General features: G+C 56.6%; 19 protein-coding genes and 4 pseudogenes. 15 read left to right on the top strand and 8 right to left on the bottom strand.

The genetic code is table 11. The annotated features are described in order from the left end of the window. The first annotated feature begins 226 nt into the window (after positions 1 to 226). The 6 genes from AVCG78_RS22560 to AVCG78_RS22535 are packed head-to-tail and all read left to right on the top strand — an operon-like array spanning position 227 to position 5925. On the top strand, positions 227 to 1246 hold the full coding sequence (locus tag AVCG78_RS22560) for a LacI family DNA-binding transcriptional regulator (protein WP_071205502.1): 1020 nt from the start codon (positions 227 to 229) through the stop codon (positions 1244 to 1246). Positions 1247 to 1283: 37 nt separating this feature from the next. Then, complete coding sequence (locus AVCG78_RS22555) at positions 1284 to 2240, top strand: ABC transporter substrate-binding protein (RefSeq protein WP_071205545.1); 957 nt, start codon at positions 1284 to 1286, stop codon at positions 2238 to 2240. Further along, positions 2237 to 3052, top strand: a complete 816-nt coding sequence (locus tag AVCG78_RS22550; RefSeq protein ID WP_015918550.1) for an ATP-binding cassette domain-containing protein — start codon at positions 2237 to 2239, stop codon at positions 3050 to 3052. The genes AVCG78_RS22555 and AVCG78_RS22550 overlap by 4 nt, the downstream gene beginning before the upstream one ends. Then, a complete protein-coding gene (locus AVCG78_RS22545) occupies positions 3049 to 4053 on the top strand; it encodes an ABC transporter permease (protein WP_071205503.1) in 1005 nt (334 codons plus the stop codon). The genes AVCG78_RS22550 and AVCG78_RS22545 overlap by 4 nt, the downstream gene beginning before the upstream one ends. A gap of 3 nt (positions 4054 to 4056) precedes the next feature. Continuing rightward, a complete protein-coding gene (locus AVCG78_RS22540; RefSeq protein ID WP_071205504.1) occupies positions 4057 to 5124 on the top strand; it encodes a phosphotriesterase family protein in 1068 nt (355 codons plus the stop codon). Between the two features lie 30 nt (positions 5125 to 5154). Beyond that, positions 5155 to 5925 carry a glutamine amidotransferase gene (locus AVCG78_RS22535; protein WP_071205505.1) on the top strand — a complete coding sequence of 257 codons (771 nt, stop codon included), beginning with the start codon at positions 5155 to 5157 and terminating at the stop codon, positions 5923 to 5925. 5 nt (positions 5926 to 5930) lie between these two features. Here the strand turns inward: AVCG78_RS22535 and AVCG78_RS22530 are convergent, their stop codons facing one another. After that, positions 5931 to 6827, bottom strand: coding sequence for a ribokinase (locus AVCG78_RS22530; protein ID WP_071205506.1), 897 nt, complete (start codon positions 6825 to 6827; stop codon positions 5931 to 5933). Between the two features lie 46 nt (positions 6828 to 6873). Here AVCG78_RS22530 and AVCG78_RS22525 point away from each other — a divergent pair, with 46 nt between their 5' ends. After that, positions 6874 to 7716: a BtpA/SgcQ family protein gene (locus AVCG78_RS22525; protein WP_071205507.1), complete on the top strand. Its 843-nt coding sequence runs from the start codon at positions 6874 to 6876 to the stop codon at positions 7714 to 7716. Positions 7717 to 7721: 5 nt separating this feature from the next. Next, complete coding sequence (locus tag AVCG78_RS22520; RefSeq protein ID WP_071205508.1) at positions 7722 to 9017, top strand: Zn-dependent hydrolase; 1296 nt, start codon at positions 7722 to 7724, stop codon at positions 9015 to 9017. A 37-nt stretch (positions 9018 to 9054) separates the two neighbouring features. Here the strand turns inward: AVCG78_RS22520 and AVCG78_RS22515 are convergent, their stop codons facing one another. The 3 genes from AVCG78_RS22515 to AVCG78_RS22505 are packed head-to-tail and all read right to left on the bottom strand — an operon-like array spanning position 9055 to position 14710. Further along, complete coding sequence (locus AVCG78_RS22515; protein ID WP_071205509.1) at positions 9055 to 12138, bottom strand: efflux RND transporter permease subunit; 3084 nt, start codon at positions 12136 to 12138, stop codon at positions 9055 to 9057. After that, complete coding sequence (locus tag AVCG78_RS22510; RefSeq protein WP_071205510.1) at positions 12135 to 13238, bottom strand: efflux RND transporter periplasmic adaptor subunit; 1104 nt, start codon at positions 13236 to 13238, stop codon at positions 12135 to 12137. The genes AVCG78_RS22515 and AVCG78_RS22510 overlap by 4 nt, the downstream gene beginning before the upstream one ends. Then, positions 13238 to 14710: an efflux transporter outer membrane subunit gene (locus tag AVCG78_RS22505; protein WP_071205511.1), complete on the bottom strand. Its 1473-nt coding sequence runs from the start codon at positions 14708 to 14710 to the stop codon at positions 13238 to 13240. The genes AVCG78_RS22510 and AVCG78_RS22505 overlap by 1 nt, the downstream gene beginning before the upstream one ends. Before the next feature lie 155 nt (positions 14711 to 14865). Between AVCG78_RS22505 and AVCG78_RS22500 the strand changes: the two genes are divergently transcribed. Together AVCG78_RS22500 and AVCG78_RS22495 are read left to right on the top strand one after the other, a co-directional pair. After that, positions 14866 to 15552: a response regulator transcription factor gene (locus AVCG78_RS22500; protein WP_015918560.1), complete on the top strand. Its 687-nt coding sequence runs from the start codon at positions 14866 to 14868 to the stop codon at positions 15550 to 15552. Beyond that, positions 15552 to 16823: a HAMP domain-containing sensor histidine kinase gene (locus AVCG78_RS22495; protein WP_071205512.1), complete on the top strand. Its 1272-nt coding sequence runs from the start codon at positions 15552 to 15554 to the stop codon at positions 16821 to 16823. The genes AVCG78_RS22500 and AVCG78_RS22495 overlap by 1 nt, the downstream gene beginning before the upstream one ends. A 98-nt stretch (positions 16824 to 16921) precedes the next feature. Here AVCG78_RS22495 and AVCG78_RS22490 read toward each other — a convergent pair. Both AVCG78_RS22490 and AVCG78_RS22485 read right to left on the bottom strand, forming a co-directional pair. Further along, positions 16922 to 17242, bottom strand: a pseudogene (locus AVCG78_RS22490) (DDE-type integrase/transposase/recombinase); the annotation flags it as partial. 17 nt (positions 17243 to 17259) lie between these two features. After that, positions 17260 to 18319 (bottom strand): annotated as a pseudogene (locus tag AVCG78_RS22485) (IS630 family transposase). A gap of 112 nt (positions 18320 to 18431) precedes the next feature. On the opposite strand from AVCG78_RS22485, the gene AVCG78_RS22480 reads away from it, so the two are divergent. Beyond that, positions 18432 to 19061, top strand: a complete 630-nt coding sequence (locus AVCG78_RS22480; RefSeq protein WP_071205513.1) for a hypothetical protein — start codon at positions 18432 to 18434, stop codon at positions 19059 to 19061. A gap of 7 nt (positions 19062 to 19068) precedes the next feature. On the opposite strand, the gene AVCG78_RS22475 is transcribed toward AVCG78_RS22480, so the two are convergent. Then, on the bottom strand, positions 19069 to 20049 hold the full coding sequence (locus AVCG78_RS22475; protein WP_139191500.1) for a PIN domain-containing protein: 981 nt from the start codon (positions 20047 to 20049) through the stop codon (positions 19069 to 19071). A gap of 174 nt (positions 20050 to 20223) precedes the next feature. Then, a pseudogene (locus AVCG78_RS22470) lies at positions 20224 to 21351 on the bottom strand (RHE_PE00001 family protein). Between the two features lie 194 nt (positions 21352 to 21545). Here AVCG78_RS22470 and AVCG78_RS22465 point away from each other — a divergent pair. From AVCG78_RS22465 to AVCG78_RS22450, 4 genes and pseudogenes are all read left to right on the top strand, one after another. Beyond that, entirely contained in the window at positions 21546 to 21785 is a 240-nt protein-coding gene (locus AVCG78_RS22465; RefSeq protein ID WP_071205515.1) for a type II toxin-antitoxin system Phd/YefM family antitoxin, read from the top strand. Then, complete coding sequence (locus AVCG78_RS22460; RefSeq protein ID WP_071205516.1) at positions 21785 to 22204, top strand: type II toxin-antitoxin system VapC family toxin; 420 nt, start codon at positions 21785 to 21787, stop codon at positions 22202 to 22204. Before AVCG78_RS22465 ends, AVCG78_RS22460 begins: the two co-directional genes overlap by 1 nt. Then, entirely contained in the window at positions 22194 to 23339 is a 1146-nt protein-coding gene (locus AVCG78_RS22455) for a tyrosine-type recombinase/integrase (protein ID WP_071584952.1), read from the top strand. Before AVCG78_RS22460 ends, AVCG78_RS22455 begins: the two co-directional genes overlap by 11 nt. A gap of 153 nt (positions 23340 to 23492) precedes the next feature. Continuing rightward, positions 23493 to 24116 (top strand): annotated as a pseudogene (locus tag AVCG78_RS22450) (IS5 family transposase); the annotation flags it as partial. Positions 24117 to 24387: the final 271 nt, after the last annotated feature.

Genomic DNA, 24387 nt, shown 5'->3' with positions numbered 1-24387 from the left:
TCGGTTAACGCGACGCCATCCTTCTCAGATTGTAAATTAAGTCGACGCGACCCCCGATTTTACCGCCATAAAAGGGTGTTGATTGAAACGATAGAGAGAATTTTTCGCTTACATTTTATGCGACATTCGCCGCCGACTAAAAAATAGTCTTCTGGTTGCTTGACAAAAAGCGCAGGGCTATGTGAACTTTGTAAAGCGCTTTACTAAACCGCTTTACAGGGTGGATATGGCCAAGGAACGGGTCACTGGGCTAAAGGATGTTGCCGCCGCCGCTGGCGTGTCGGTGACCACCGTGTCGCGCATGCTGAATGGCTCGCTCGATCTTCCCGGCGAGACGCGCAAGCGGATTGAAGACGCCATTGTTGCGCTCAAATATCAGCCAAATCCGCATGCAAGACGTCTCAGCCGTGGCCGCTCGGACACCATCGGTCTTGTGGTGCCGGATATTGCCAATCCGTTCTTTGCAACTCTGGTGGCCGCTGTTGAAGAGGAAGCAGATCTGCGCGGTTTGGCGCTATCGCTTTATGCCACGCTAAACCGCCCGGGCCGCGAAATGGCATACCTCAGTCTGCTGGAGCGCAACCATGTAGATGGCCTGATCTTTATCACCAATCACCCTGACCAGGGTGAGCTGGCGGCGATCATCAATCGCACCGGAAAAGTGGTTGTGGTCGATGAAGACGTGCCGGATGCGACGGTGCCAAAGCTGTTTTGTGACAACCAGCAAGGCGGAGAACTGGCTGGGCAGCATCTGGCCGGTTTTGGCCATCGGCATGTTCTCTATATTGGCGGGCCGGATGTGATGATCAGCACCGAGCGCCGCTTTACCGGCTTTGAAGCCGCCATGCGTGCCAGGCACGGGGAGAATGCGGTCATCGAGCGCTATTGCGGTGATTATACCGCAGAGTTTGGCAGGCAGGCGGCGCGGCGTTTTCTGGCGGGTCCCCGCGAGGCGACCGCGATTTTTGCCAGTTCCGACGAAATCGCCATCGGTGTCATTGAAGTGCTGCGAGCGGAAGGGATCTCCATTCCTGAGCAGATTTCCGTCATCGGCTTCGATGATGTTGGACCTTTGCATCTTTTTGCCCCGCCGTTGACGGCCATCCGTCAGCCGGTGCGGGGAATGGGAAGCCGCGCTCTTTCGCTGCTTCTCGATACGGATTGGCAACAGCCTGCGAAAGCATCGGAGGAATTGCTGCCAGTAGAAATCGTCGTGCGGAACTCCGTTGCACCGCCTGCGAAATAACAAAAGCAATGGGCAAACCTAACCAGAGGATGGAATGATGACCCGGACTTTTACACGTAGAACCATCAATGCAGCCTTGGCTGTCACGGCCCTCACCGGCCTTTGCCTGACAGCAGGAATTGCCAATGCAGCGCAAAAAACCTTTGCGCTGGTGCAGATCAATCAACAGGCACTGTTTTTCAACCAGATCAATCAGGGTGCACAGAAGGCCGCTGATGCGGCTGGCGCAAAACTGGTAATCTTCAATGCCAACAATGACCCTGCTGCCCAAAACAGCGCCATCGAGACCTATATTCAGCAGAAGGTCGACGGCATTGCCGTTGTGGCCATCGACGTCAACGGCATTATGCCAGCGGTCAAACAGGCCGCGGATGCGGGCATTCCGGTGGTCGCCATCGATAGCATTCTGCCTGCTGGCCCCCAGAAGGCACAGATCGGTGTCGATAACGCCAAGGCGGGTGCCGATATTGGCAAATTCTTCGTCGATTACGTCAAAAAGGACATGGGTGGCAAAGCCAAGCTTGGCGTTGTCGGCGCGCTGAACTCCTTCATCCAGAATATCCGCCAGAAGGGCTTTGAAGACACCATCAAGGGCGTCTCCGGCATCACGTCGGCAGGTGTGGTTGATGGCCAGAACGTGCAGGACAATGCGCTGGCAGCGGCTGAAAACCTGATCACCGGCAATCCGGATATGACCGCAATCTATGCCACGGGCGAGCCAGCGCTGCTGGGTGCCGTTGCCGCCGTGCAAAGCCAGGGCAAGCAGGACAGCATCAAAGTGTTTGGCTGGGATCTGACCGCTCAGGCCATTGCCGGTATTGACGCCGGTTATGTCGCAGCCGTGATCCAGCAGGATCCTGCTGCCATGGGTGAAGCGGCGGTGAAAGCGCTGAAGACCATCTCGGACGGCGGCAAGGTTGAAAAGACCATTGCCGTGCCGGTCACCATCGTCACCAAGGCCAATGTTGAGCCTTACCGGGCCGTGTTCAAATGATTTCCGGTGGACAGCTCCCAACCGCTGTCCCTGGAGCCGGGGGAGTTGATCTCCCCCGGCAACCCGGAGAAGGCGGTGCGCGTGAACCCCGGATTTCGCTTCGTGGTATCCGCAAAACCTTTGGCTCGCATCAGGCGCTGCGTGGTGTTGATCTCGATCTGTTTCCCGGTGAATGCTTAGGCCTGGTCGGTGACAATGCGGCAGGGAAATCAACGCTCACCAAAGTGATCTCCGGCACCTACATCCCCGATGATGGCACCATCACGCTGGATGGCGAGGCGGTGCGGTTTTCCGGTCCCGCCGAGGCACGCTCACGCAATATCGAGATGGTGTTTCAGGATTTGAGCCTGTGTGACCATATTGATGTGGTTGGCAATCTGTTTCTGGGCCGGGAATTGACCAAGGGTCCGTTTCTGGATCGCGCCCGGATGCTGGTGGAAGCCCGCAAGATGCTGGATGCACTGGAAATCCGCATTCCGCGCCTCACCGCCAAGGTCGAGAAACTCTCGGGCGGCCAGCGGCAGGCGATTGCCATTGCCCGTGCGGCGTCGTTCAATCCCAAAGTGCTGATCATGGATGAGCCAACCTCGGCGCTGGCCGTGGCGGAAGTGGAAGCAGTGCTGGCACTGATCAACCGCGTCAAGGCCCGAGGCGTATCCGTGGTGTTGATCACCCATCGCTTGCAGGACCTGTTTCGCGTCTGCGACCGCATTGCTGTAATGTATGAGGGTACGAAAGTGGCCGAACGCCAGATTGGCAGCACCAACCTTGAAGATCTGGTGAAATTGATCGTCGGGGGGGAAAGACATTGACCGCCTATACTGAACGCGCCAAAGGCTCGCCCTTCGCTGACTTTATCACCGAGAATGCCCAGGTTCTGTCGATTGCGATTTTCTTCTTTGCCTGCATGGTGTTCTTCTCCGTCACGACCGATACATTTCTTACGCTCGGCAATATTCTCAATGTGGTGCGACAAGCTGCCCCCATTTTGATTGTTGCGGTTGCCATGACACTGGTGATTGTTACCGGCGGTATCGATCTTTCCGTTGGCTCGCTGGTGGCGCTGATCAATGCAACGGTGGCGATTGTGCTGGCAACGGGCCTGTCATGGCCCTTGGCCGTGCTGTTGATGCTGGTTCTGGGCGGTGTGATTGGCCTGATCCAGGGTTGGTTCATTGCCTATCAGGGCATTCCGGCCTTTATCGTCACGCTGGCTGGCCTATCGATTCTGCGCGGCGTGGCGCTCTACATCACCCAAGGCTATTCCATTCCGATCAACGACGTGCCGGGGTTCTTCACGCTGGGTCGTGGCGAGTTCTTAAGTCTTCCGGTTCCGGCCCTGATAGCCATTGCCGTGACAGTCTTTGGGTTTGTGTTGGTCTCCTCCACCAAATATGGCCGTCAAGTGGTGGCCGTCGGCTCCAATCTGGAAGCGGCGCGCCGGGTGGGCATGCCAGCCAAGTGGATTGTCGCCTCTGTCTATCTGGTGTCCGGCGTGGCTTGCGCCCTTGCTGGCCTGTTGATTGCCGCCCGTCTTGGCTCCGGCTCTTCCAACGCCGCCGTCGGGTTTGAATTGCAGGTGATTGCGGCCGTGGTTCTGGGTGGCACGTCGCTGACGGGCGGGCGCGGCACGATGCTGGGAACACTGCTTGGCACCATGACCATTGCGGTGATCGGCAACGGCCTGATCCTCATGCATATCTCGCCGTTTTTCACCCAGATTGTCACGGGTGCGATCATTCTGGTGGCGATCTGGCTGAATACCCGGATCTTTTCCGCAAACTTCCGCTTCGGCGCGGCGAAGAAGGGGTGAGATATGACCAGTGAACTCTCTGAGGCTCATATCCGCTCCGGCAAAGTGATGACGGTGGCTGGCCCCATCTGCGTGGACCAGATGGGCGTAACCTTGATGCACGAGCATATCCTCAACGATTGCCGTTGCTGGTGGCATCAGCCCAAGACGCCTGAGCGGCAATATCTGGCGGAAGGCTTTGTCTGCATGGAAATTCTGGGCGAATTGCGCCAGGATCCTTTTGTGAACAAGCACAATATCACCCTGGATGACGAGCCTTTGGCGATCACCGAGCTGATGGATTTTGCCAAAGCGGGTGGCAAGACTGTGGTGGAGCCAACCTGTCAGGGCATTGGTCGAAATCCTCTGGCGCTCCGCCGCATCGCCAAAGCCTCCGGGCTGAATATCGTTATGGGCGCGGGCTATTATCTGGCCTCATCCCACCCCGCCAAGGTGGCGGAGATGACCATGAAAGCCATAGCCGATGAAATCGTGCACGAGGCGCTGGTTGGCGTCGATGGCACCGATGTCAAAATCGGCCTGATTGGTGAAATTGGCGTATCGTCTGATTTCACCGCTGAGGAAGAAAAGTCACTGCGGGCCGCAGCGCAGGCGCAGCTACGCACCGGCCTGCCGCTGATGGTGCATCTGCCGGGCTGGTATCGGCTGGGTCACAAAGTGCTGGATATTGCCGCAGAAGAAGGAGCAGACCTGCGCCACACGGTGCTGTGCCACATGAATCCATCCCATGATGATCTGACCTATCAAGGCGAATTGGCCAGCCGGGGTGCCTTTATTGAATATGACATGATCGGAATGGATTTTTTCTACGCCGATCAGCAGGTGCAATGCCCAAGCGATGAGGATGCCGCCCGCGCCATCGTCAAGCTGGTGGAGATGGGCCATCTCGACCGCATCCTGCTCTCCCATGATGTGTTTTTGAAGATGATGCTCAGCCGCTATGGCGGCAATGGCTATGCCTATATTTTGCGGCATTTCTTGCCGCGCCTCCAGCGTCATGGCCTTGGTGCTGACGCTCTCACCACCCTCATGCGGGGCAATCCCCTTTCGGTCTTTCAGGCTGCCGCCTGAGACCTGTTGCATAGATAAGGAACACATATCATGACAAAGAAAATTCTCCTCGTGGGTGAAAGCTGGGTCAGCTCCGCCACCCATTACAAAGGTTTTGACCAGTTCGGCAGCGTCACCTTTCATCTGGGCGCGGAGCCGTTGGTGAAAGCGCTGGAGGGCAGCGAATTTGAGCTGACCTATATGCCTGCCCATGAAGCCGTGGAAAAATTTCCCTTCGAGATGGCCGGTCTCGATGCCTATGATGCCATTATCCTCTCCGACATCGGGGCCAATTCCCTGCTGCTGCCGCCTGCCGTGTGGCTGCATTCCAAAACCGTTCCCAACCGCCTGAAGCTGATCAAGGCCTGGGTGGAAAAGGGCGGCAACCTGCTGATGGTTGGCGGCTATTTCTCGTTCCAGGGCATTGACGGCAAGGCCCGCTGGCGGCGCACGCCGGTGGAAGATGTTCTGCCCGTGACCTGCCTGCCCTATGATGACCGGGTGGAAATCCCCGAAGGCTCAACCGCCGATGTGATCAAGCCCGACCACCCAACCGTTGCTGGCCTCACCGGTGAATGGCCGCTGCTGCTCGGCGTCAACGAGGTTGAGGTCCGCGAAGGCGATGATGTTGAGGTGGTTGTGCGTTTGCCAAAGGATCAGGGCAGCCATCCGCTGCTGGTCACCGGCACGTTTGGCAAGGGCCGCACTGTGGCCTGGACGTCTGATATCGGACCTCATTGGCTCTCGCCTGCGTTTTGCGAGTGGGAAGGCTATGGCAAGCTGTGGAAGAACATTCTGGGCTGGATGACGCAAGCGCGGTGATGTTCTCAAGTGGCGAGGATAGCTGCCAACTCGGTCTGTGATGGAAACGCAGACCGGGTTCCCCGGCGACTGACGGTGATGCTGGCGGCCTCTGCTGCATGGCGCAGCGCCAGGCCATCGGGCATGACATGGCGCGAACTGCTGGATGCCAGCGCAACGGCCATGAACGTGTCACCTGCACCGGTGGTGTCAACAGCAATGGATGGAACGGCTGGGATTGTGGTGGTGCCGGTGCGATCCGCCAAGATTGCACCCTTGCCGCCAAGGGTGATGATGACGGTACCAACACCGGCATCACGCAAGCATTGGGTGGCGGCTTCGCCGCTCTCACCTGTCAGCTTATCGGCTTCGCCCTGGTTCAAAAAGGCAATGTCGATCAGCGACCAAAGGGCGGCAAAGCCGGGCCGCAGCGGTGATGGGTTAAAGGCGGTGATCATGCCGCAGCGTTTGGCCTCGTGGAGGAGGGCAGCCGTGGTGTCATCGGTGAGATTGCCTTGGAGAATGGCCAGATCGCCGGGTTTTGCCGCCTGTAAGACACTGGTAACATGCTCAGGCCGGACGCTGGTGGCACAGTCTGTTGTGGTGATGATGGCATTTTCGCCATCCGGTGTGGTGAAGATCATCGAGATATCGCTGGCTTTATCGACAAGCTCGATCAAGCGGCTATCGATCGGCTCCAGAGACAGGCTCTGCCGGATCATCAAGGCGCGAAGGTCGTTGCCGACAGCGGCAATCAGCGTGGTGTCCAAACCGGCGCGACCCAGAACAATCGCCTGGTTGGCGCCTTTGCCACCCAGATCCGTGCTTTGTTGCTGGCCAAAAATCGACGCGCCGGCCTCTGGCATGGTCGGTACGGACATGATTTCATCGATTGCGACATTACCGATTACCCAGGCACGCATCACAGACTTTCAACACGCATGGCAGGCTTTCAAAAGGAAATGAGAAATGCTGGATATATCCGACAACACATCAAGCACTATGCGAGAAATTTTCGGGCGCGACAAGGCGCTGATCGGCATGATCCATTGCCCGGCCTTTCCCGGTGCGCCGCGCTATCGCGGCGCGAGCATGACAGAGATTTACGATGCCTGCATGCTTGATGCCGAAGCCCTGATCGAAGGCGGCATGCATGGACTGATCATTGAAAACCACGGCGACATTCCCTTTTCCAAGCCGGATGACATCGGGCCGGAAACATCTGCTTTCATGAGCGTTGTCACTGACCGCATTTGCCGTGCGGTTGGCGTGCCACTGGGTATCAATGTCCTGGCCAATGCACCCATTCCGGCCTTTGCCATTGCCATGGCGGGCGGGGCAAAATTCGTGCGGGTCAACCAATGGGCCAATGCCTATGTCGCCAATGAAGGTTTCATGGAGGGACGGGCGGCGGAGGCCATGCGCTACCGTTCCATGCTGCGGGCCGAACATATCAAGGTGTTTGCCGATAGCCATGTCAAGCACGGCGCCCACGCCATCACTGCCGACCGCACCATTCAGGAATTGACCCGTGACCTTGCGTTTTTCGATGCCGATGCGGTGATTGCCACCGGCCAGCGCACCGGCAATTCCGCGACCATGGAGGAGATTGAAGAGATCGGAGCGGCGACGCATCTGCCCCTTTTGGTTGGTTCGGGTGTTTCCAAGGACAATATCGTCGAGATCCTGAAACGCACCAACGGAGTTATCGTCGCTTCATCACTCAAACATGGCGATGTCTGGTGGAATCCGGTCGATATCGAACGGGTCAAAGCTTTCGTGGCGGCGGCCCAGCCCGGTTTGAAAGCATAAATACCATGGCACAGGCGGGTAAAGGACAGTTAGAGGTCAATGGCGAGCGGCTTTTGGCCCGATTGGAACAATTTGCCGCGATTGGCGCAACGCCCAAAGGCGGTGTTAATCGGCAGGCCCTGACGGCGCTTGATCGTCAGGCGCGGCAATTGCTGGCCGATCTCGGCCGGGCGCGTGGATTTTCCGTCTATCAAGACCCAATCGCCAACCTGTTCCTGCGCCGCGAGGGCCAGAACCCGGATTTGCCGCCGCTGCTGATCGGCAGCCATCTCGACAGCCAGCCCTCTGGCGGGCGGTTTGATGGTGCGCTGGGCACACTCTGCGCCTTCGAAGTTTTGGAAACATTGGAAGACAATGGCATAGACACCGTCAGGCCTGTCGAGGTTGTTGCCTTCACCAATGAAGAAGGCTGCCGTTTTGCACCCGGATGCATGGGGTCCATGGCCTTTTCGCAGGGTGCCATTCCCGCCGCATGGCATACAGCGCGGGCAACGGATGGCGCGCTGTTTTCCGATGACTTGGCAGCAACGCTTGATGACTTGCAAGGCGCTGCCATGAGGCCGCTGGGCTTCCCGGTATTTGCCTATCTTGAAGTGCATATCGAGCAAGGCCCATCCTTGGAAAAAGAGGGGCTGCCCATCGGCATCGTCACGGGCATTCAGGGCACCCGCTGGCTTCAGGTGACCATCTCGGGCCAGACTGCCCATGCAGGCACCACAGCACTGTCCTACCGCAAAGACCCCATGCGCGCCGCCGTCTCCGGCTTGAACATGCTCTATAATGACATCATGCCGCAAGATGCCCATTCACGCCTGACAGTCGGCCGGTTTTCGCTGGAGCCGGGGGCCATCAATGCCATTCCGGCAGCGGTGACGTTTTCGCTGGATATCCGCCACCCCAATGTTGAGCAACTGGATCTGATCGAAGCGAAGATACGCAAGGTCCTGCAGGATCATGCCGGGGAGAATGGATGTGGTCTCGAAATGGAACTGCTCTTCGATATGGCTCCAGCGCGTTTCACGGATCATCTGGTTACCATACTGGAGGGTGCGGTCGTTAAGGCTGGTTTTGCCCATAAATCCATGGTGTCCGGTGCTTTTCACGATGCACTCTTCATCAATCGTGTCGCACCCTCTGCGATGATTTTCACTCCATGCCGAGATGGATTGAGCCATAACGAAGAAGAGTATGTAATGCCTGCGGATTCTGTCGCAGGGGCGCAAGTGCTGCTGACCGCGAGCTCGCAACTCCTGTCAAACTTGGCGACACAGGCATCTGTCGTTGTCGCTCACCTCCGTTAGAGTGCCAGAACACAGCCAATCAACTGAATCGAAACCATCAGCCGTTCACGGATTCCCCATCAGCAACATCCTTTTGGCTCTTCATGAAGGGCCGTTTGACAAGGCCCAGCAGGTCATCAACAAAGGTGAAAATGACGGGGATCACCAGCAGGCTCAGAACGGTGGATGTGAGCAAGCCGCCAATCACAACGATGGACATGGGTTGGCGAAAACTCGTATCTCCACCGCTGAGGCTCAGTGCAACGGGGGCCATGCCAGCGCCCATGGCGATGGTTGTCATCACGATGGGTCGGGCGCGTTTGTGGCAGGCATCGATCAGCGCCTCGTAGCGGTCCATGCCATTGCGTCGCGCCATGATGGCATATTCCACCAGCAGAATTGAATTCTTGCTGACAATGCCCATCAACATCAACAGGCCGATGACGGCGGGCATGGAGAAACTCGTACCCGTGGCAATCAACGGAAAGAGTGCGCCGCCAAGGGAGAGCGGAAGTGCCATCAGGATTGTCGCTGGCTGCATGAAATCGTGGAACAACAAGACCAGCACCGCATAAATGCAGAAGATACCGATGCCCATCGCCAAGGCAAAGCTGGTGAACAATTCCGACATCCGCTCAAGCTCACCCTGCTGCACAACATGCACCCCCGGCGGAAGGTGGCTCAATCCCGGCAGCGCCATCGCCTCCTTGTTAACATCTCCCAAGGCACGGCCGTTCAACTGAATGGTGAAGGTAATGTTGCGTGATCTGTCGATACGATCAATCTCCGAGGGGCTGCCCCCGATTCGGATTCCGGCAATCGCGCCGAGTGATACTTTGCCGTTTGTCCCGGAGAGTTGCAATTGCGAGATGGCATCAAGATTGCGAATATATTTCGGATCAAGCCGGACACGGATATCGATCTGCCGCTGCGGAAGATTGAACTTGGACCGTGATGTGGAATAGTCGCCGTCGGTTGCCACGCGCACAACATCCGCAATCGTATCCGAGGTGATACCCAAAGCCGCTGCACGGGCGAAATTTGGGCTGATCTGGATTTCCGGGGCTTGTCTGGCCGCGCTGGATGTAATGCCGCCAATGCCTTTCAAGCCATGCAATTGTTCTCCCACAACAGCCGCGGTCTGATCGAGAAGGATCGGATCATCGCTTGCCAGTGTCAGTTGGAGTTCGGTGCCATTGCCGCCGTTGCCGACTTCGACACGCACACCTGCAAGCTCCTGTAGGACATTGCGCATCTGTTGCTCGATTTGCGATTGCTTCAGTTTTCGATCATCGATTGGGGTAAGGTCAACCACCAATGTTGCGGTTGTCACGTCGCTGGTCGTGCTGCTATCAGCGCCGCCGCCACTTGTGGAGGAGCCGACGACAGTGAACACGCGCTTGATGTTTTCAAGGCCTGAAATCAGTTTTACGGCTTTCAGCGACATGGCTTCCGTGTCGGAAAGCTCTGATCCCGGCGGCATTGTCAACGTCACTTGCGTCTGTGCGTTGTCAGAGGCCGGAAAGAAGCCGGTCTTCAGCAGAGACACGGCCGAAAGTGACACGACAAGAAAGACGATAATGCCAAGACTGGTCAGAAAGCGGTGGCGCAGGCATGCGCGCACAATGGAGAGATAGGTCTTCATAATGACCCCATCCACTTCCACTTTCGGCGTCGCCTTCATCATATACGCAGCCATCATCGGCGTCAGAAAACGCGCAACCATCAGCGATGCCAGCACTGCGACGGCGGCAGTCACACCGAACTGCTTGAAGATCAACCCGGGAATCCCGGCCATAAACGCGGTTGGCAGAAAAACCGCAACCAGCGTGAATGTTGTCGCAATCACCGCAAGGCCGATCTCGTCGGCGGCCTCCATGGCGGCATCAAAGGGTTTTTTGCCCATGCGCAGATGTCGCTCGATATTTTCAACCTCAACGATGGCATCGTCAACGAGAATCCCCACCACCAGCGAAATCGAAAGCAGCGAAATCGTATTGAGGCTGAAATTCGCCAGATAGATCACAAGGAATGTCGGAATGATGGATAGCGGCAAAGCCACGGCAGAAAGAAGGGTTGCGCGCAAATCGCGCAAGAAGAGAAACACCACGACAATCGCCAGCGCCGCCCCCTCATACAGCATGTGCATCGAGGCTTCATAATTGTCGATTGTCGGCTGAACCGTTGTGTAGGCCTGCACAATTTCGACTTCGGGATGCGCGGCTGCAAATGCTGCCATCACCCGCGTCAGGTCGGTGGCGACACCTGTATCGGAATAGCCGTTGCTGCGCTTGACCTCAACGGCAATTACCGGCGTTTGCCCCATATAAGCAAGCGATGAACGTTCGGAGAAGCTATCCGTCACCTTGGCGATCTGGTCGAGACGCACGCTCTTGCCATTGGAAAACGGAATTGAAAGTGCTGCAATGTCTCTGACGGAATTGACGGCACCCAATGTGCGCACTGTCTGATGCAGCCCGTTCAAATCTCCACGCCCGCCGGAGGCATTTTCCTGCACCAATTTGAGCTGGGATGACACATCCGCCGCCGTGACACCAAATGAAGTCAGCAAGTCCGGATTGATATCGACATGAATTTCGCGGTCCACACCGCCAAAACGATCAACCTCTCCAACGCCTTGGGCTTTCAGCAAAGCCTTGGTCATATCATTGTCAACGAACCACGACAGTTCCGTTTCATTCAGCTTTGATGATCGCACGGCATAGGTCTGGAGCACCGATGATTGCACTGTGACCCGCGAGACGCTGGGTGTCTGCATCGCCGATGGTAGATCGGTGACGCTATCCACCGCATTGCGAACCTCGTTCAGCGCCTGTTCCCCGTCTTTTTCCAGACTGAAGGAAACGCTGATCGACACCGAGCCGTCGGTGATTGTCGTGGTGATATGGTCCAGCTTGTTGAGGGTTGCCAGCTTGTCTTCGATTTTGCGCGCAACTTCGGTTTCAAGTTGCGATGGCGCGGTGCCATCCAATGTCGCGCTGATCTTGATTGTCGGCAGGTCCATGTCCGGAAACTGCTGAATCTTGAGTTTCTCAAAGGCAATCAAGCCGCAAACGGTCATGAGTGCAAACAGGAGAATGGCCGGAACCGGATTGCGGATGGAAAAAGCTGAAATATTCATTTGGTGGCAGCCTTCACAAGCACAAGATCATTGTCGGACAGGAAGGATCCCCCTGCTTCCACAATCTGTGCTTGAGCCTCAATCCCTGAAAGGATTTCAACCCGGCCGTTATTGCGTCGGCCAATGTCCACACGCAAGCGCGTAACCCGGTTATCGGCGTTGATCCTGAAGACGTAATTGATGCCGTCACTATAAACCAAAGCGGTTTCGGGCAGGGTGAGCGCGGGCGTGACGGCAAGCTCAATGGTGCCGGATTCGTAGAGGCCAACCCGGATATCGGGATCATTCGGAAGGGTCACATAGATTGTGCCACGTCCCGTGTCATTGCTGACAATCGGGCTGACAAGGCGGACGGTTCCTTCAAAACTCTTGCCCGATGGATCATGGCCCGATTGATCATGAATGATGGCCTTGGCACCGGGATGGATGCGCGGCAGCTGATAGGACGGCACTTCTGCCTGCCACTCAACGCGCCCTTGGCGCACGAGGCGAAACAGCTCTGTTCCGGCCGAGACCACATTGCCAAGATCGGCAGAACGCGATGAAACAATGCCGCTGTCGGGTGCTGTTATCGTTGTCTGCGAAAGCGTGATCTTGCTTGATTCAAGCGAGGCTTCATCAGACGCGAGATCGGCTGCATCTGTCTGTTCGGTGATGTAATAGCCAAGGGTGTCCTGATCCGACAGCGCGCCCGAACCGGTGACCTTTTTTGCCCGCGCGCTATCAGCTTTTGCTTTGGCGAGGGTGGCCTTGGCGGAGGCTACAGTGGCCTCCTGCTTGTGAACATCGGCGATGGCGCTCGAATCTGACAGTCTCGCCATCACATCGCCCTTCTGCACCACAGAGCCGACATCAACCAGGACATCCGTGATCTTTAAAGAGCCGGTTTCTGCTGCAACAATGGCTTCCTGCCAAGCAGCCAGCCAGCCGCTGACAGCGATCGTGTCTGCCCATTGCAATGTTTGTGGTGTGGTAACGGAGACTGTCAGCGCCGCAGACTGCGTGGTTTGCGCTTGCTCGGTTTTGGAAAAGCCAATGGATGGGACGCCAAGACACGCCACCGACACAACAACCAACCCTGTACGGCGGAAAACGAACATCACTGTTTTACTCCTTTGGCATATACGTCACTTGCCATCACGCCGCCCGTTGCATTCGGGGTCCAGCCGCCACCCATCGCCTTGTAAAGAGTGATCCAATCGCGCACCGCATCGCGTTGATTTTCCACAAGCGTTAGCTCTGCAGCCTGCAACTCGCGGCGCGCATCCTCTCGATCGAGAACACTTGCCCCGCCCGCTTTCCAATTGGTGTCTATGGCTATGAAATACGCCCGGTAGTTCTTTGCCGCGACAACGGCATCACCAATCTGGCGCTCCGTGCTATTGACATTCACCATCGCGGTTTCCACGGCATTGATGGCGCTCAGAACACCGGACTTGTAACTGGCAATCGCCGCCTTATAGGCCGCTTCCTTGTATTTGACGGTTGCGCGAAGTGATCCCCCGTCAAAGATCGGGATTGAAACCGCTGGCCCAAACGACCACGGCAAGCTTGTGCCGGTCGCTGTCGAATGGCTCGCCGTCAGGCTCCCGCTGAGAGAAAAGCTTGGGTAAAGATCAGCTTTGGCCGTCGCGACATCGGCAAGCGAGGCGGCGGCTTCTTTTTCCAGCGCATTCACATCCGGTCTCTGCCGGATAACATTGGCCGGAATTGCATCAACGGACAGTTTCGCAGGGCGCGGTATTTTCGACGAGCTTTTATTGAGAATATCGCGCACTTTGCCTTCATCAACGGCAACGAGTTCGGTAATCGATTTGATCAGAACCTCGCAATCCGCCACCTGTGACTTCAGGGACGAAGACGTGCTCGCCGCACTTGCTTTGATCAGCGCCAGATCGGAACTCGATTTCAATCCGGATGCTGTGGAAACTTCGGTTGCCTTGACCGTCTGTTGTTGAGAAACCAGCTCGGCTGCATAAATGCCCTGCAACTGCCGACATGCCCTGTATTGCACGTAGTCATCGGCAACTTCAGCGGCAAGCGTGACGCGCGCATCATACCAGTCCGCCGTTTCCTCGGCGACGCGCTGGCGGGCGGCATCGACGGTGTTGCGCGTCTTGCCGAAAAAATCCAGCTCCCAGGATGCATCCAGCTCTCCGGTGCCCGTGCTGGAGGGGGCCACGCGATTGGCTTTCGATCCTCGCGTTCCAGAACGGTCATCGGATCCAGAACCGGTCAGGGATGGAAAATAGTCCGCCTTTGATGAGGCCAGGGTGGCGCGGGCTTCTTCAATCTCGGCAACTGCGGATTCAAGGGTGGGGCTGTTGGCTTCGGCGGTGCGCAAAAGCTCTGATAGGGCAGGATCATTAAAGGTGTTCCACCAGTCAACCAGCTGTGCGGTGCTGCCCGAATGCGGCAACGTCGCATGCCAGCGGTTTGCCAATTTGGAAATATCCACATTTGACTGGGTCACCGCCACGCAGGCCGACAAGGGTACGACAATCAGACTGAGCCACCATTTGCCATGCAGCTTATTGTTCGGTTGAAGTGCATTGTCATGTGCTGGCGTCATCAGATCCGGCCCTGGTTTCGCAATCGTCCGGACCGATCTTTAAAGGTGTGAATGTTAAGTGCCGTCAGGGATGTGTAAAATTGGGTAAAATAACACTTGCTAGCCGTGCGGCCGGTTTATCCTGTCCTTTATAAGTTCAATGGCAGACCAGATCGATGACCAATGTACTCTTGATTGATGATGACACGGAGTTGACCACGATTCTGAGTGAGTACCTGACAGGGGAGGGTTTCACGGTATTTGCAGTGGTCAATGGCAAGCAGGGACTGGCTGAGATCGCTGCCCGCAGGATCGATATGGTCGTCCTTGATATCATGATGCCGCAAATGAACGGAATTGATGTTCTGCAGCGGATACGCCGTGTCAGCGAGGTCCCCGTCCTCATGCTCACCGCCCGTGGCGATGACGTAGACCGCATTTCCGGCCTCAACCTGGGTGCTGATGATTATGTGGCGAAACCCTGTTCATCCGGTGAGCTTGTGGCCCGGCTACGCGCTATCCTCAGGCGCGTTGGACCAGACAAGGATGTCGAGACTGAGCAATTACGATCCGGCGATCTGGTTCTGAACCCGGCCAACAGAACTGCGGAATGGCGAGGCCTGCCGTTTGAATTGACAGGAACGGAATTTATCCTGCTTGAAGTCTTGGTGCGCAATGCGGGACAGCTGATTTCAAGGCAGTTTATCTCAAAGCAGGCATTTGGCCGTCCGCTCGTCGCCTTTGACCGGCGTATCGACGTCCACATCAGCAGCGTGCGGCAGAAATTGGGCCGACGCGAGGACGGGCAGTCCTGGATCCAGTCCGTTCGCGGACAAGGCTATCAACTCATCCGGGATGTTTGATGACAAGGCTTTTCCGAAAATTCTTCATTTTCGTCTGGCTGGCGATGACCGTGTCCATCGTCGGCATCATTTCACTGGATAGGGTCTTCCATCTGTTTCCGCTGAAAAGCGAGAGGCAGCAAGAACGCATCTCGTTTGTCTTGCAGACCATAGGGGAAGTCCTTGAGCAAAAAGGCTTGGTCGAGGCCGGTAAGTTTGCACAGGCGTGGGTCACTTTCGCAAATCCGGTGATTGTTAGTATTTCGTCCGTGCCGAATCTTCAATGCGCAACGGGTAACGACGAGACCCTGACCATTTACCGCCATCACGACGGCGCTTGTTTCCGTCTTTCCAGTCAACTCAGACATTATAATTTCATCGAGGACGCGCTTCCAGATGCTTTGCCCTGGATCGCCACAGTTATTGCCAGTACGTTATCTGCCTATTGGATCACACGCTATCTGGTCGGTCCGGTCGCCAAGCTCAGGAATGGGCTCAGTGCCTTGGCGAAAGGCGATTTTCACACCAGAATTGGCGGCAATTTCGGCAAAGGCCAGGATGAAATCACGGCGCTGGCCATGGATTTCGATGTGACAGCCGCACGCTTGCAGGAATTGCAGGAAGCGCAACAACGGCTCTTTCATGATGTCTCCCATGAACTCCGCTCGCCACTCTCGAGATTACAGGCCGTTTTGGGCGTGCTGGACAAGAATCCGGGCCGCATCGATATGATCGCCTCGCGTATGGGGCGGGAAGTCATGCGGCTCGACGCCCTTGTCGACGAGATCCTGACGCTGGCACGCATAAGCTCGCCCGAACATGCACCGCCAGAACGCCAGACCATTGATCTCATTGATCTGATAACCCGGATTGTCGATGACGCCTGCTTTGAAGGGCAGGATCGGGGGGTCGATGTGACCTATAGCGGCTGCGACAGTTTTATCGCAACATTGAACGGAGAACTCATCTACCGGGCCATAGAGAATGTTGTTCGAAACGCAGTCAAATTTACAACGGACGATTCGACCGTTGCCGTGACGGCGCAGGCGTTTCGGGATGTCCTGTCGATCAGCGTTACAGACAATGGCCCCGGCGTTCCCGCTTGCGATCTAGAGAGGATCTTTCTCCCGTTTTCCCGATCCGAAATAGGTGAAACCGCGAAGGGTCACGGGCTTGGCCTTGCCATTACGCGCAAAGCCCTCGAACTGCATCATGGCAGTGCAGTTGCCAGCCTTACACAAGAAGGTCATCTTTTGATGACGCTGAAAGTGCCAGCTTCTCCAGGCTTATGAAACAGCACCGAAGACTGGGTCTGACTCATATGTGGAACGGCCAGGGGCTTGTCGCAAAGATTTTCGTGGGCCTCGATTATCCCCTAAACGGTGTGCATTTATACTTTGTTAACCTTTTGCAGTCCGAAGAGGCGCGCAAGCAGATCGTTCTGGTCGTTGACGGTCCAGCCGCCGGAAAAGCCGAAGCCTTTCCTCAACCACAGCATCGCCTGGAAACCCGCGATGGTTCGCCGCGCAGTGTTGAATGACTGGACCCCGCCGATCTTCGGCATGTTCTTCTTCAGCCGGAAGTGGTCGCTTTCGATGCCTTGTTGGAGATGCTTGGTGGCATAGTGCACAGGATCTGGATGCAACAGCCCGCTATCGACCGATGTTTTGATCGCCGACGGAAACGTATTGGCGCCATCCGTGCCGATCTTATACCACCGCTCAATGATCAGAACTCATTTGCCCATTTTCGGTGGCCAATGAACTGATGCGCCAGGGCTGACTTTCGAGTTTGCGCCAAGCATCGCAGCAATGGTTGACGATGTCTTCGTAGGATTTGAAGACCCTGTTTGAGAGCCAGTTTTGGCGCATGAACTGCCAGAGGTTTTCGACCGGGTTCAGTTCCGGCGACTTTGGCGGCAGTGGTAGGATGGTGATGTTGCCGGGCACGACGAGATTGTTGGACATGTGCCAGCCCGCCTGATCCATAATGAGGATGGCGTGCGCATCATCAGCGATATGGCGGGAGATTTCGCTCATATGCGGGGTCATGGCATGGGTTTCGCACCACGGCATGACCAGTGCGGCCGCCTTACCAAGCTTTGGACAAATTGCACCGAAAATGTAGGCCGACCTTGTGCGTTGATCATGCGGCGCCGTAGGCCGCGTTCCGCGTTTGGCCCAGCGGCGCGTGATCTTGTTCTTCTGGCCGACCCGAGCCTCATCCTGGAACCAAATCTCTACTCGTTTTCCTCGGGCTGCTCCGACGGCAATTTCTGCCACTGCGGCGGGGAAGCTTTTTTAAAATCCTCGATGGCTTGAGGGTCTTGTGTATGATGCTTCGGTCGGGCCGTGAGCTTACGATAGCCCAACGCCTGTAGTTCGTGCCCAAGCGTCTGGCGGCTCACCGAGATACGATACTCCTGCCAAAGCCATTGCACCAGATCGACAAGTCTCCAGCGCACGACACCATCGAGATAGGGAACGGGACCTTTCTAGACGATCTCAATGAGCGCTTTGCGCTGCTTGTCGTTCAACAGCGGCTCACGGCCCTTGGCCTTTCTGGTCTTCAGGCCGTCTGGACCGTGTTGATTGAAGCGCTCGACCCAATCGCGGACGATTTGTAAACCGACCCCGCCCATAGAGGCGGCTTGGCTCCGCGAGCCGCCTTCGTAGATCATCGACAAAGCAAGCAATCGCCGGGACCAGTCCGCGTCCCGGCTCTTTCTGGCAAGCTGACGCAGGTCTGCAGCCGTGTAGTCCCGACGGATATCGAGTGCCGTTCCCATGGCGAAATCTCCTTCCGCCATGTTGAAGCATGATTTGTCTCAAAACGGAATCCCGTGAGTCAACTTCATCGGGCAACTGTATAACACGAATATTCTATGCGAGGCCGCACACGTGAACCGGCTCGCCGATTCCATCATGCTCTTGCCGGATGAGCCCGGGATCCAGGAGGCGCTTAAACGAATGGCGCATAGCGTCATGCAGCCCGGTGCCCGAAGCTTATCGCAGGGTAAAGACGCTTTATGGGAAATAGCGCTATTGGCCGATCTTAGGAAGACAGGGATGCCCGCGCGGGCAGCGGAGCCGGACATTATGGTCGCACTTGGAATGGTGGATTACCCTATCGCATGCAAGAAGATCTGGTCGGAGGCCAACGTCACCGGCCAGATCAAGAAAGGCACCCGACAATTGGCGAAGTTCGAGAAGAAGGGGATCATCGCCCTGAATCTGGATGACTTAACACCGCCAGGTAGAGTAATCTACGACAGAAATGGCACAGCGGCCAAGCGGTTCCTAACGGAGTTAAATATGAGTTTTGTTGAGCGACACCGCTATACCTTGCAGAGGCCAGTCAAGGAAGGAAAGTGCGACGGATTCATCATATCTACGACTGCAGCCGCAGTGTTGGCGGAAGAGGAGCAACCCTTCAACCTCGTAACCCAGACATCGCTATGGCATATCAAGGAGAGCACACCGGGTGCAAGTGAGAGGTTTATGGCCTTTGGCCGCGTCTATGGCCAATAAATACAATTCAGGAATAGATGTCCTCGTAGGGGCCAGAGATCCTGATATCATGATCAAGAACTTTCGCCTCTCGAACGATCCCTGAGCCTCGATCAACTTCTATTAGAATTTCTACGTCTACCACCTCTTCGACATCTACGGAGGCAGTCTCCGCGCCATAATATCGATCGTCCTCTCGGTCGTAAACTGCGCCGGTTAGATCGTCATACTGGACGTCGACGCGGGCCAGCAATTTAGCATCTACGATGAGGTTGACACGGGTTTCGCTCAATCCAACGATTGACCAGTCGTCGATTGCCTCTATGGAAAGCAGATGACCGTCGAAGGCTTCGCCGTCCGGTAAATCGCCCACATAGATATATCCCATATCTTTCATCTGCTGATCGACAGCTTGCCTGAACGTCTGATCGAACGCGGAATGATTTAAAACGGCTTCAGCCGCGTCCTCTCCTTCCTGACCGAGATCGGCAGCAGCGCGCGCGAGCAACACCTGCAACTTGTCGATCGCAACCAATTGCTGAGTAGCTAGAGCTGCCCTCGTCATCGCTGCATCTTTGGTAACGATGATAATCTTTTCGGATTCGTCCTCACACCAAGCCAGAAGGACCTCGACCATGAATGCGTCAGGAAACTCCTTGCTCCCTTCTTTATCGAACGGCGGAGCGCGATCGAAATACTTTTCGAATACAATCTCGGCAGATAGTTCCAAAGCTTTGTGAACCACGGCGCCACACTGCTGAACCACAAATCGATGAAACTGAGCAAATAGCTCATCAGTCAAGGCGTCTGCCTCGAACGTCACAGGATTGCTAGGTCCAGATTTTGGAGCCGACTTGCGCCAACGCCGAAGATCTTTTTCAAGTAAAGCAAGTTCCTTTTGAAGGACATGCACGCGTTCGTGCATCTGCCGCCTCACTTCGCGCAGCGTGATGTCTGTAACATGCAATACGATGCGGTGGTCTGCTATCTGTTTTGCCAGAAGATTCAAGGCAGTATTGTGACCTAGTGACCTGTAGACCTGAGTATCCAGGATACACATGCCTCGAGGGCAGTGGCTCAACCTCAGCTTTTTTCTCAGGCTTATTCTTCATTGCCCGTGTCTCTTTCTGCGTTATCAGTTTGATAGCCGCAACTTAATCATCGGAAAAGAGGTTATATGGGCCTATACGATTCCCCACGCTCGAAACCTCCCCCTCCCCGTCATCTCCCTCAACCCCAGCTCCAAAACGATCCGCCCCGCTGCCTGCAGCGTGACCTCGAGCGTTTTCGCCACCATCCCGGCCGACACCAACGGTTTTGCCATCACCAGCTCGACCAGCTCCGGCAATTTTGAAGACGTTCGTCGCCACTCCAACTTCCGGTCCATCATTGTCTTCGCCAGCGTCAGCCTGTCGTGCTCCTTCATCCCGAGCTCGGCCGCCGCCAAAAGACCGTGGGCCATGGCGAGCAGCCGGGTCTCTCGGTCGCGATGCCGGCGCCGATCGACAGGAATGGTTTTCAGGCCGGTATTGATGGCGGTGAGATGGCGCCGGTGGTGATGCCGGCTTCCCGTAGGATGGATGCGGCAAACAGGCGGTCGAGCCAGGGCGCGTGCTGCAAGACCAAAATCTCGTCCCAGGCATCGAGGGCGACAATCGCGCGAAACACCGCCGGCAGGTGTTCGGCCTGGCGCAGCACGCCGCGCCATTCGTCGAGCCGGGCATCCTCATCCCAGTCTAGGTCGTAGACCATCGGATCTTTTTCCTGGCCGCCGGCGAGGCCGGGCCGTCTGGCGTTCTCGATTGCTGCCGTGGATCGGACCAACACCGCATCGATAGCGGCATAGTCGACGCCGGGGAGATCTTCGACGTCGTCACGATCGGCCCCTCGCCTTCCGCACCGATCGAGGGCGCGGCCCGAATGACCCCGGCCGTCGTCGCCTCGTTCCCGCCGCCCGACCCGATCTCCGCGGTTTTCCGCAGCGAGCGGATGCCGTCGGCAGAGAACGCCCAATCCGGGGATGGCCGGCGATCCGCCGACGCGTGTGCAGGACGTCACGGGCGATTGTCAGTTCGTGGGTGGGTGTGCGAATATCTCTGATATCGTCGTGGAGGACGAGATCTTCGAGATGGACAAGTTCGCCGTCGATCCACAGCGATGCGCAGGCGTCGCCGAAATGGGTACGCTCGATCCAGCCCTGTCCGACCGGCGAACGGGCGATACGTTCGTCCAGGCGCGCCAGTTCGATACCGGCGCGGAATGCCGGCTCCAGCAATGCTGCCATGCTGATTTTTGCGAGATCGCAAGCCATTGAAATTATGGTAAATGATTTGCTAAAGGAACTCTATCTTGAAATTAAGGTTCCTAACATGGTGTGCTTGATAATTGGTGCTCTAACCATCGATAAGTATCACTTATCGGATGTTATGTAGTCTACCCATTGACCAACGTCGGCTTCGCCCTTACTCTTTGGTACAACGCGCCAATATCAGCGAAGGAAGTGTTATGACTGTTACCATCAAGGTCGCCGAGGCGAAGACGCATCTGTCGGAACTGCTGGCCCGCGTCGAGGCCGGTGAGGACTTTATTATTGCGCGTGGCAATGATCCGGTTGCGCGCCTGGTGGCCATAAACGAACGCCGGCAACGTATGGCCGCAATCGAATCCGTTCGCGCGTTGCGCGCCCAGGCCAAGCCTGTCACCCATCAGGAAATTCAGGACTGGAAGCAGGAAGGCCGGCGCTGATGGCATTTGTCGTTGATGCCTCGATTGCGGGCGCGTGGCTGTTGCCGGACGAAGAAAACATGATCGCTGAACAGGCGATGACGCGCATGGCTGAGGAAGATGCCATAGCGCCCGATCTGCTTCGCCACGAAATTCGCAGCATTCTCCTGAGCGCCGAGAGGCGCGAGCGCATCTCGGCTGACTTTGTTCATTCGGCTCTGGCACGGTTTCGTGGATTGCCTATGCAACTAACCGGCCCCGGAGACGACACAGAGGTGGTGCGCCTGTCCCGGAAATATCGTCTCAGCGCTTATGATGCCGCCTATCTCGCTCTTGCGCTTCTTGAGCAACTCCCACTTGCCACACTCGATCGCCGATTGGCGGAAGCTGCACGCGCTGAAGGTGTTGCACTCTTTGGGCCAGCTGAGCATGAGCATTGATCGTCCCGCCCAACTCGCGGGACGGATGGCGACACTCGACACGATCGCCGCCGTTCTCCCGATGGAGCGGCGCGACGAACTCGCAGAACTGTTGACCGACCAGGATGTTGAGACACTCCGGCACCTCGTCAACCAAGGCATGGGCGCCAATACGCTGCGCGCCTTCACCTCGGATCTCGCCTACCTGCAGGCTTGGTCACTGGCGGCGACAGGAAACGCTCTCCCCTGGCCTGCCCCCGAAGCAATGCTCCTGAAATTCGTCACCCATCATCTTTGGGACCCGGAAAAGCGTTCGAGCGATCCGGAGCATGGCATGCCGACCGAGGTCGAGAGCAGTCTTCGTGGTCAGGGCTTCTTGAGGGCCTCTGGCCCGCATGCGCCTGACACTGTGCGCCGGCGGCTTGCGACCTGGTCGACGCTGACCAAATGGCGAGGATTGCAGGGAATGTTCGCTTCCCCTGCCCTCAAGTCTGCCATCCGGCTTTCGGTGCGTGCCACGCCGCAGCCGAGGAAGCGCAAGAGTGCCAAGGCGGTCACGGGTGACGTCCTCTCGCAACTGCTGGCCACGTGCCGCACAGACGTCCTCAAGGATCTGCGCGATCGGGCCATTCTGATGGTGGCCTTTGCCTCCGGCGGTCGGCGCCGCAGCGAAATTGCCGGGCTGCGCATGGAACAGCTGAGCAGAGAGGGGCCCATTCCCGTTGATAGCGGTTCTCCCCTTATCTCGCTCTCCATCCACCTGGGATGGACCAAGACCAGTGGTGAGGACAATGACGAAGTGGTTTATCTCACCGGCCGTCCCGTCGAGGCGCTGAATGCATGGCTTACGGCTGCACGCATTGAACATGGCAGTGTGTTTCGGGCGATCGATCGTTGGGGGAATGTGTCTCCCCGCGCGCTCGATCCGAAGGCAATCAACGACATCGTCAAGCAGCGCGCGCTCCTGGCGGGACTTGATCCGGCCGAGTTTTCTGCCCATGGCCTGCGATCGGGATATCTCACCGAAGCGGCCAATCGTGGCATTCCGCTGCCTGAGGCCATGGAACAATCGCGACATCGATCCTTGCAGCAGGCCTCGAGCTATTACAACAGCGCAACACGAAGAAGCGGACGGGCGTCGAGGTTGTTGGATTAATGGACGATGGCGCAAAAAAACGGATATATCGAGGCGTTGGTGCGGGGATCAAATTTCAACATTTTGCAACTCTGTGACTGCGATCGAAAATAGCAAGATTGATCCCGCATCCCGCACAAACATAACGCCGCCCGCCGCCATCACATCGATAAGATGAAGTTCAAGGTAACGAACTGGGCGGACTATGAGGCAGGGCTTCTCTGTCGTGGCAGCTTGATCCTTTGGATAACGCCGGAGGCGCTGGCGGGCTGGGCAGCTCCACATCGCGAGATACCTGGTGGCCAGCCACTCTATTCGGATCTGGCGATCGAAACGACGCTGATGCTGGGCATGGTATTCGGATTACGGTTGCGCCAGAGCGAAGGGCTTCTGGGTTCGGTGCTTGATAGATGCGATTGGATTTGCCTGTGCCCGATACCACCAAGCTGAGTAGGAGGGCCAGAACCTGGAGGCCATCGGACAGAAGCAACGACCGTCAGCCTGTTGCGGACGGAACCATTCATGTGCTGGTGCGACAGCACTGGGCTGAAGATCTATGGTGCAGGCCAATGGCTGGAAGAAAAACACGGAGCGAAGTCCCGGCGTGGCTGGCGAAAACTGCATCTGGCTGTTGATGCCGACAGTGGCGAGATCACTGCCCATAGCCTGACAGATCAGGAAGCTGGCGATGCTTCGCAGCTGGAGCCGTTACTGGATCAGATCGAAGATGAGATCAACCAATTCACCGCCGATGGAGCTTATGATGGCACTGCTGAAGCGCGCCTTGTTCTCGCCCATCATTTGACTGTGAAGCATTTGGAGCATCTCTGGCCCCGAACGCTCAACGATAGCTATCCCGGCCAGCAGAGCCGGCCGGAGGTGCAGAGGCAGAATTGGACTTGAGGACGTTGTCAGACTCTGCCGATCAACGACATCGTCGAGAACGACATGCCATTCATGGAAATGACGGAAACCTTCAATTGTACGATATAGGCCAGATTTGACCCAATTTATCATTTGGTGTTGTCCCGCCTAAGCGAGGATAAGAGCTTCTACTAAAAAGCTCTTC

This window comes from Gillisella vitis (genome assembly GCF_021559775.1).
GTDB classification, from domain to species: domain Bacteria; phylum Pseudomonadota; class Alphaproteobacteria; order Rhizobiales; family Rhizobiaceae; genus Allorhizobium; species Allorhizobium ampelinum.
Note: the sequence above shows the minus strand (reverse complement) of the source record. Positions and strands in the feature narration are given on the sequence as shown.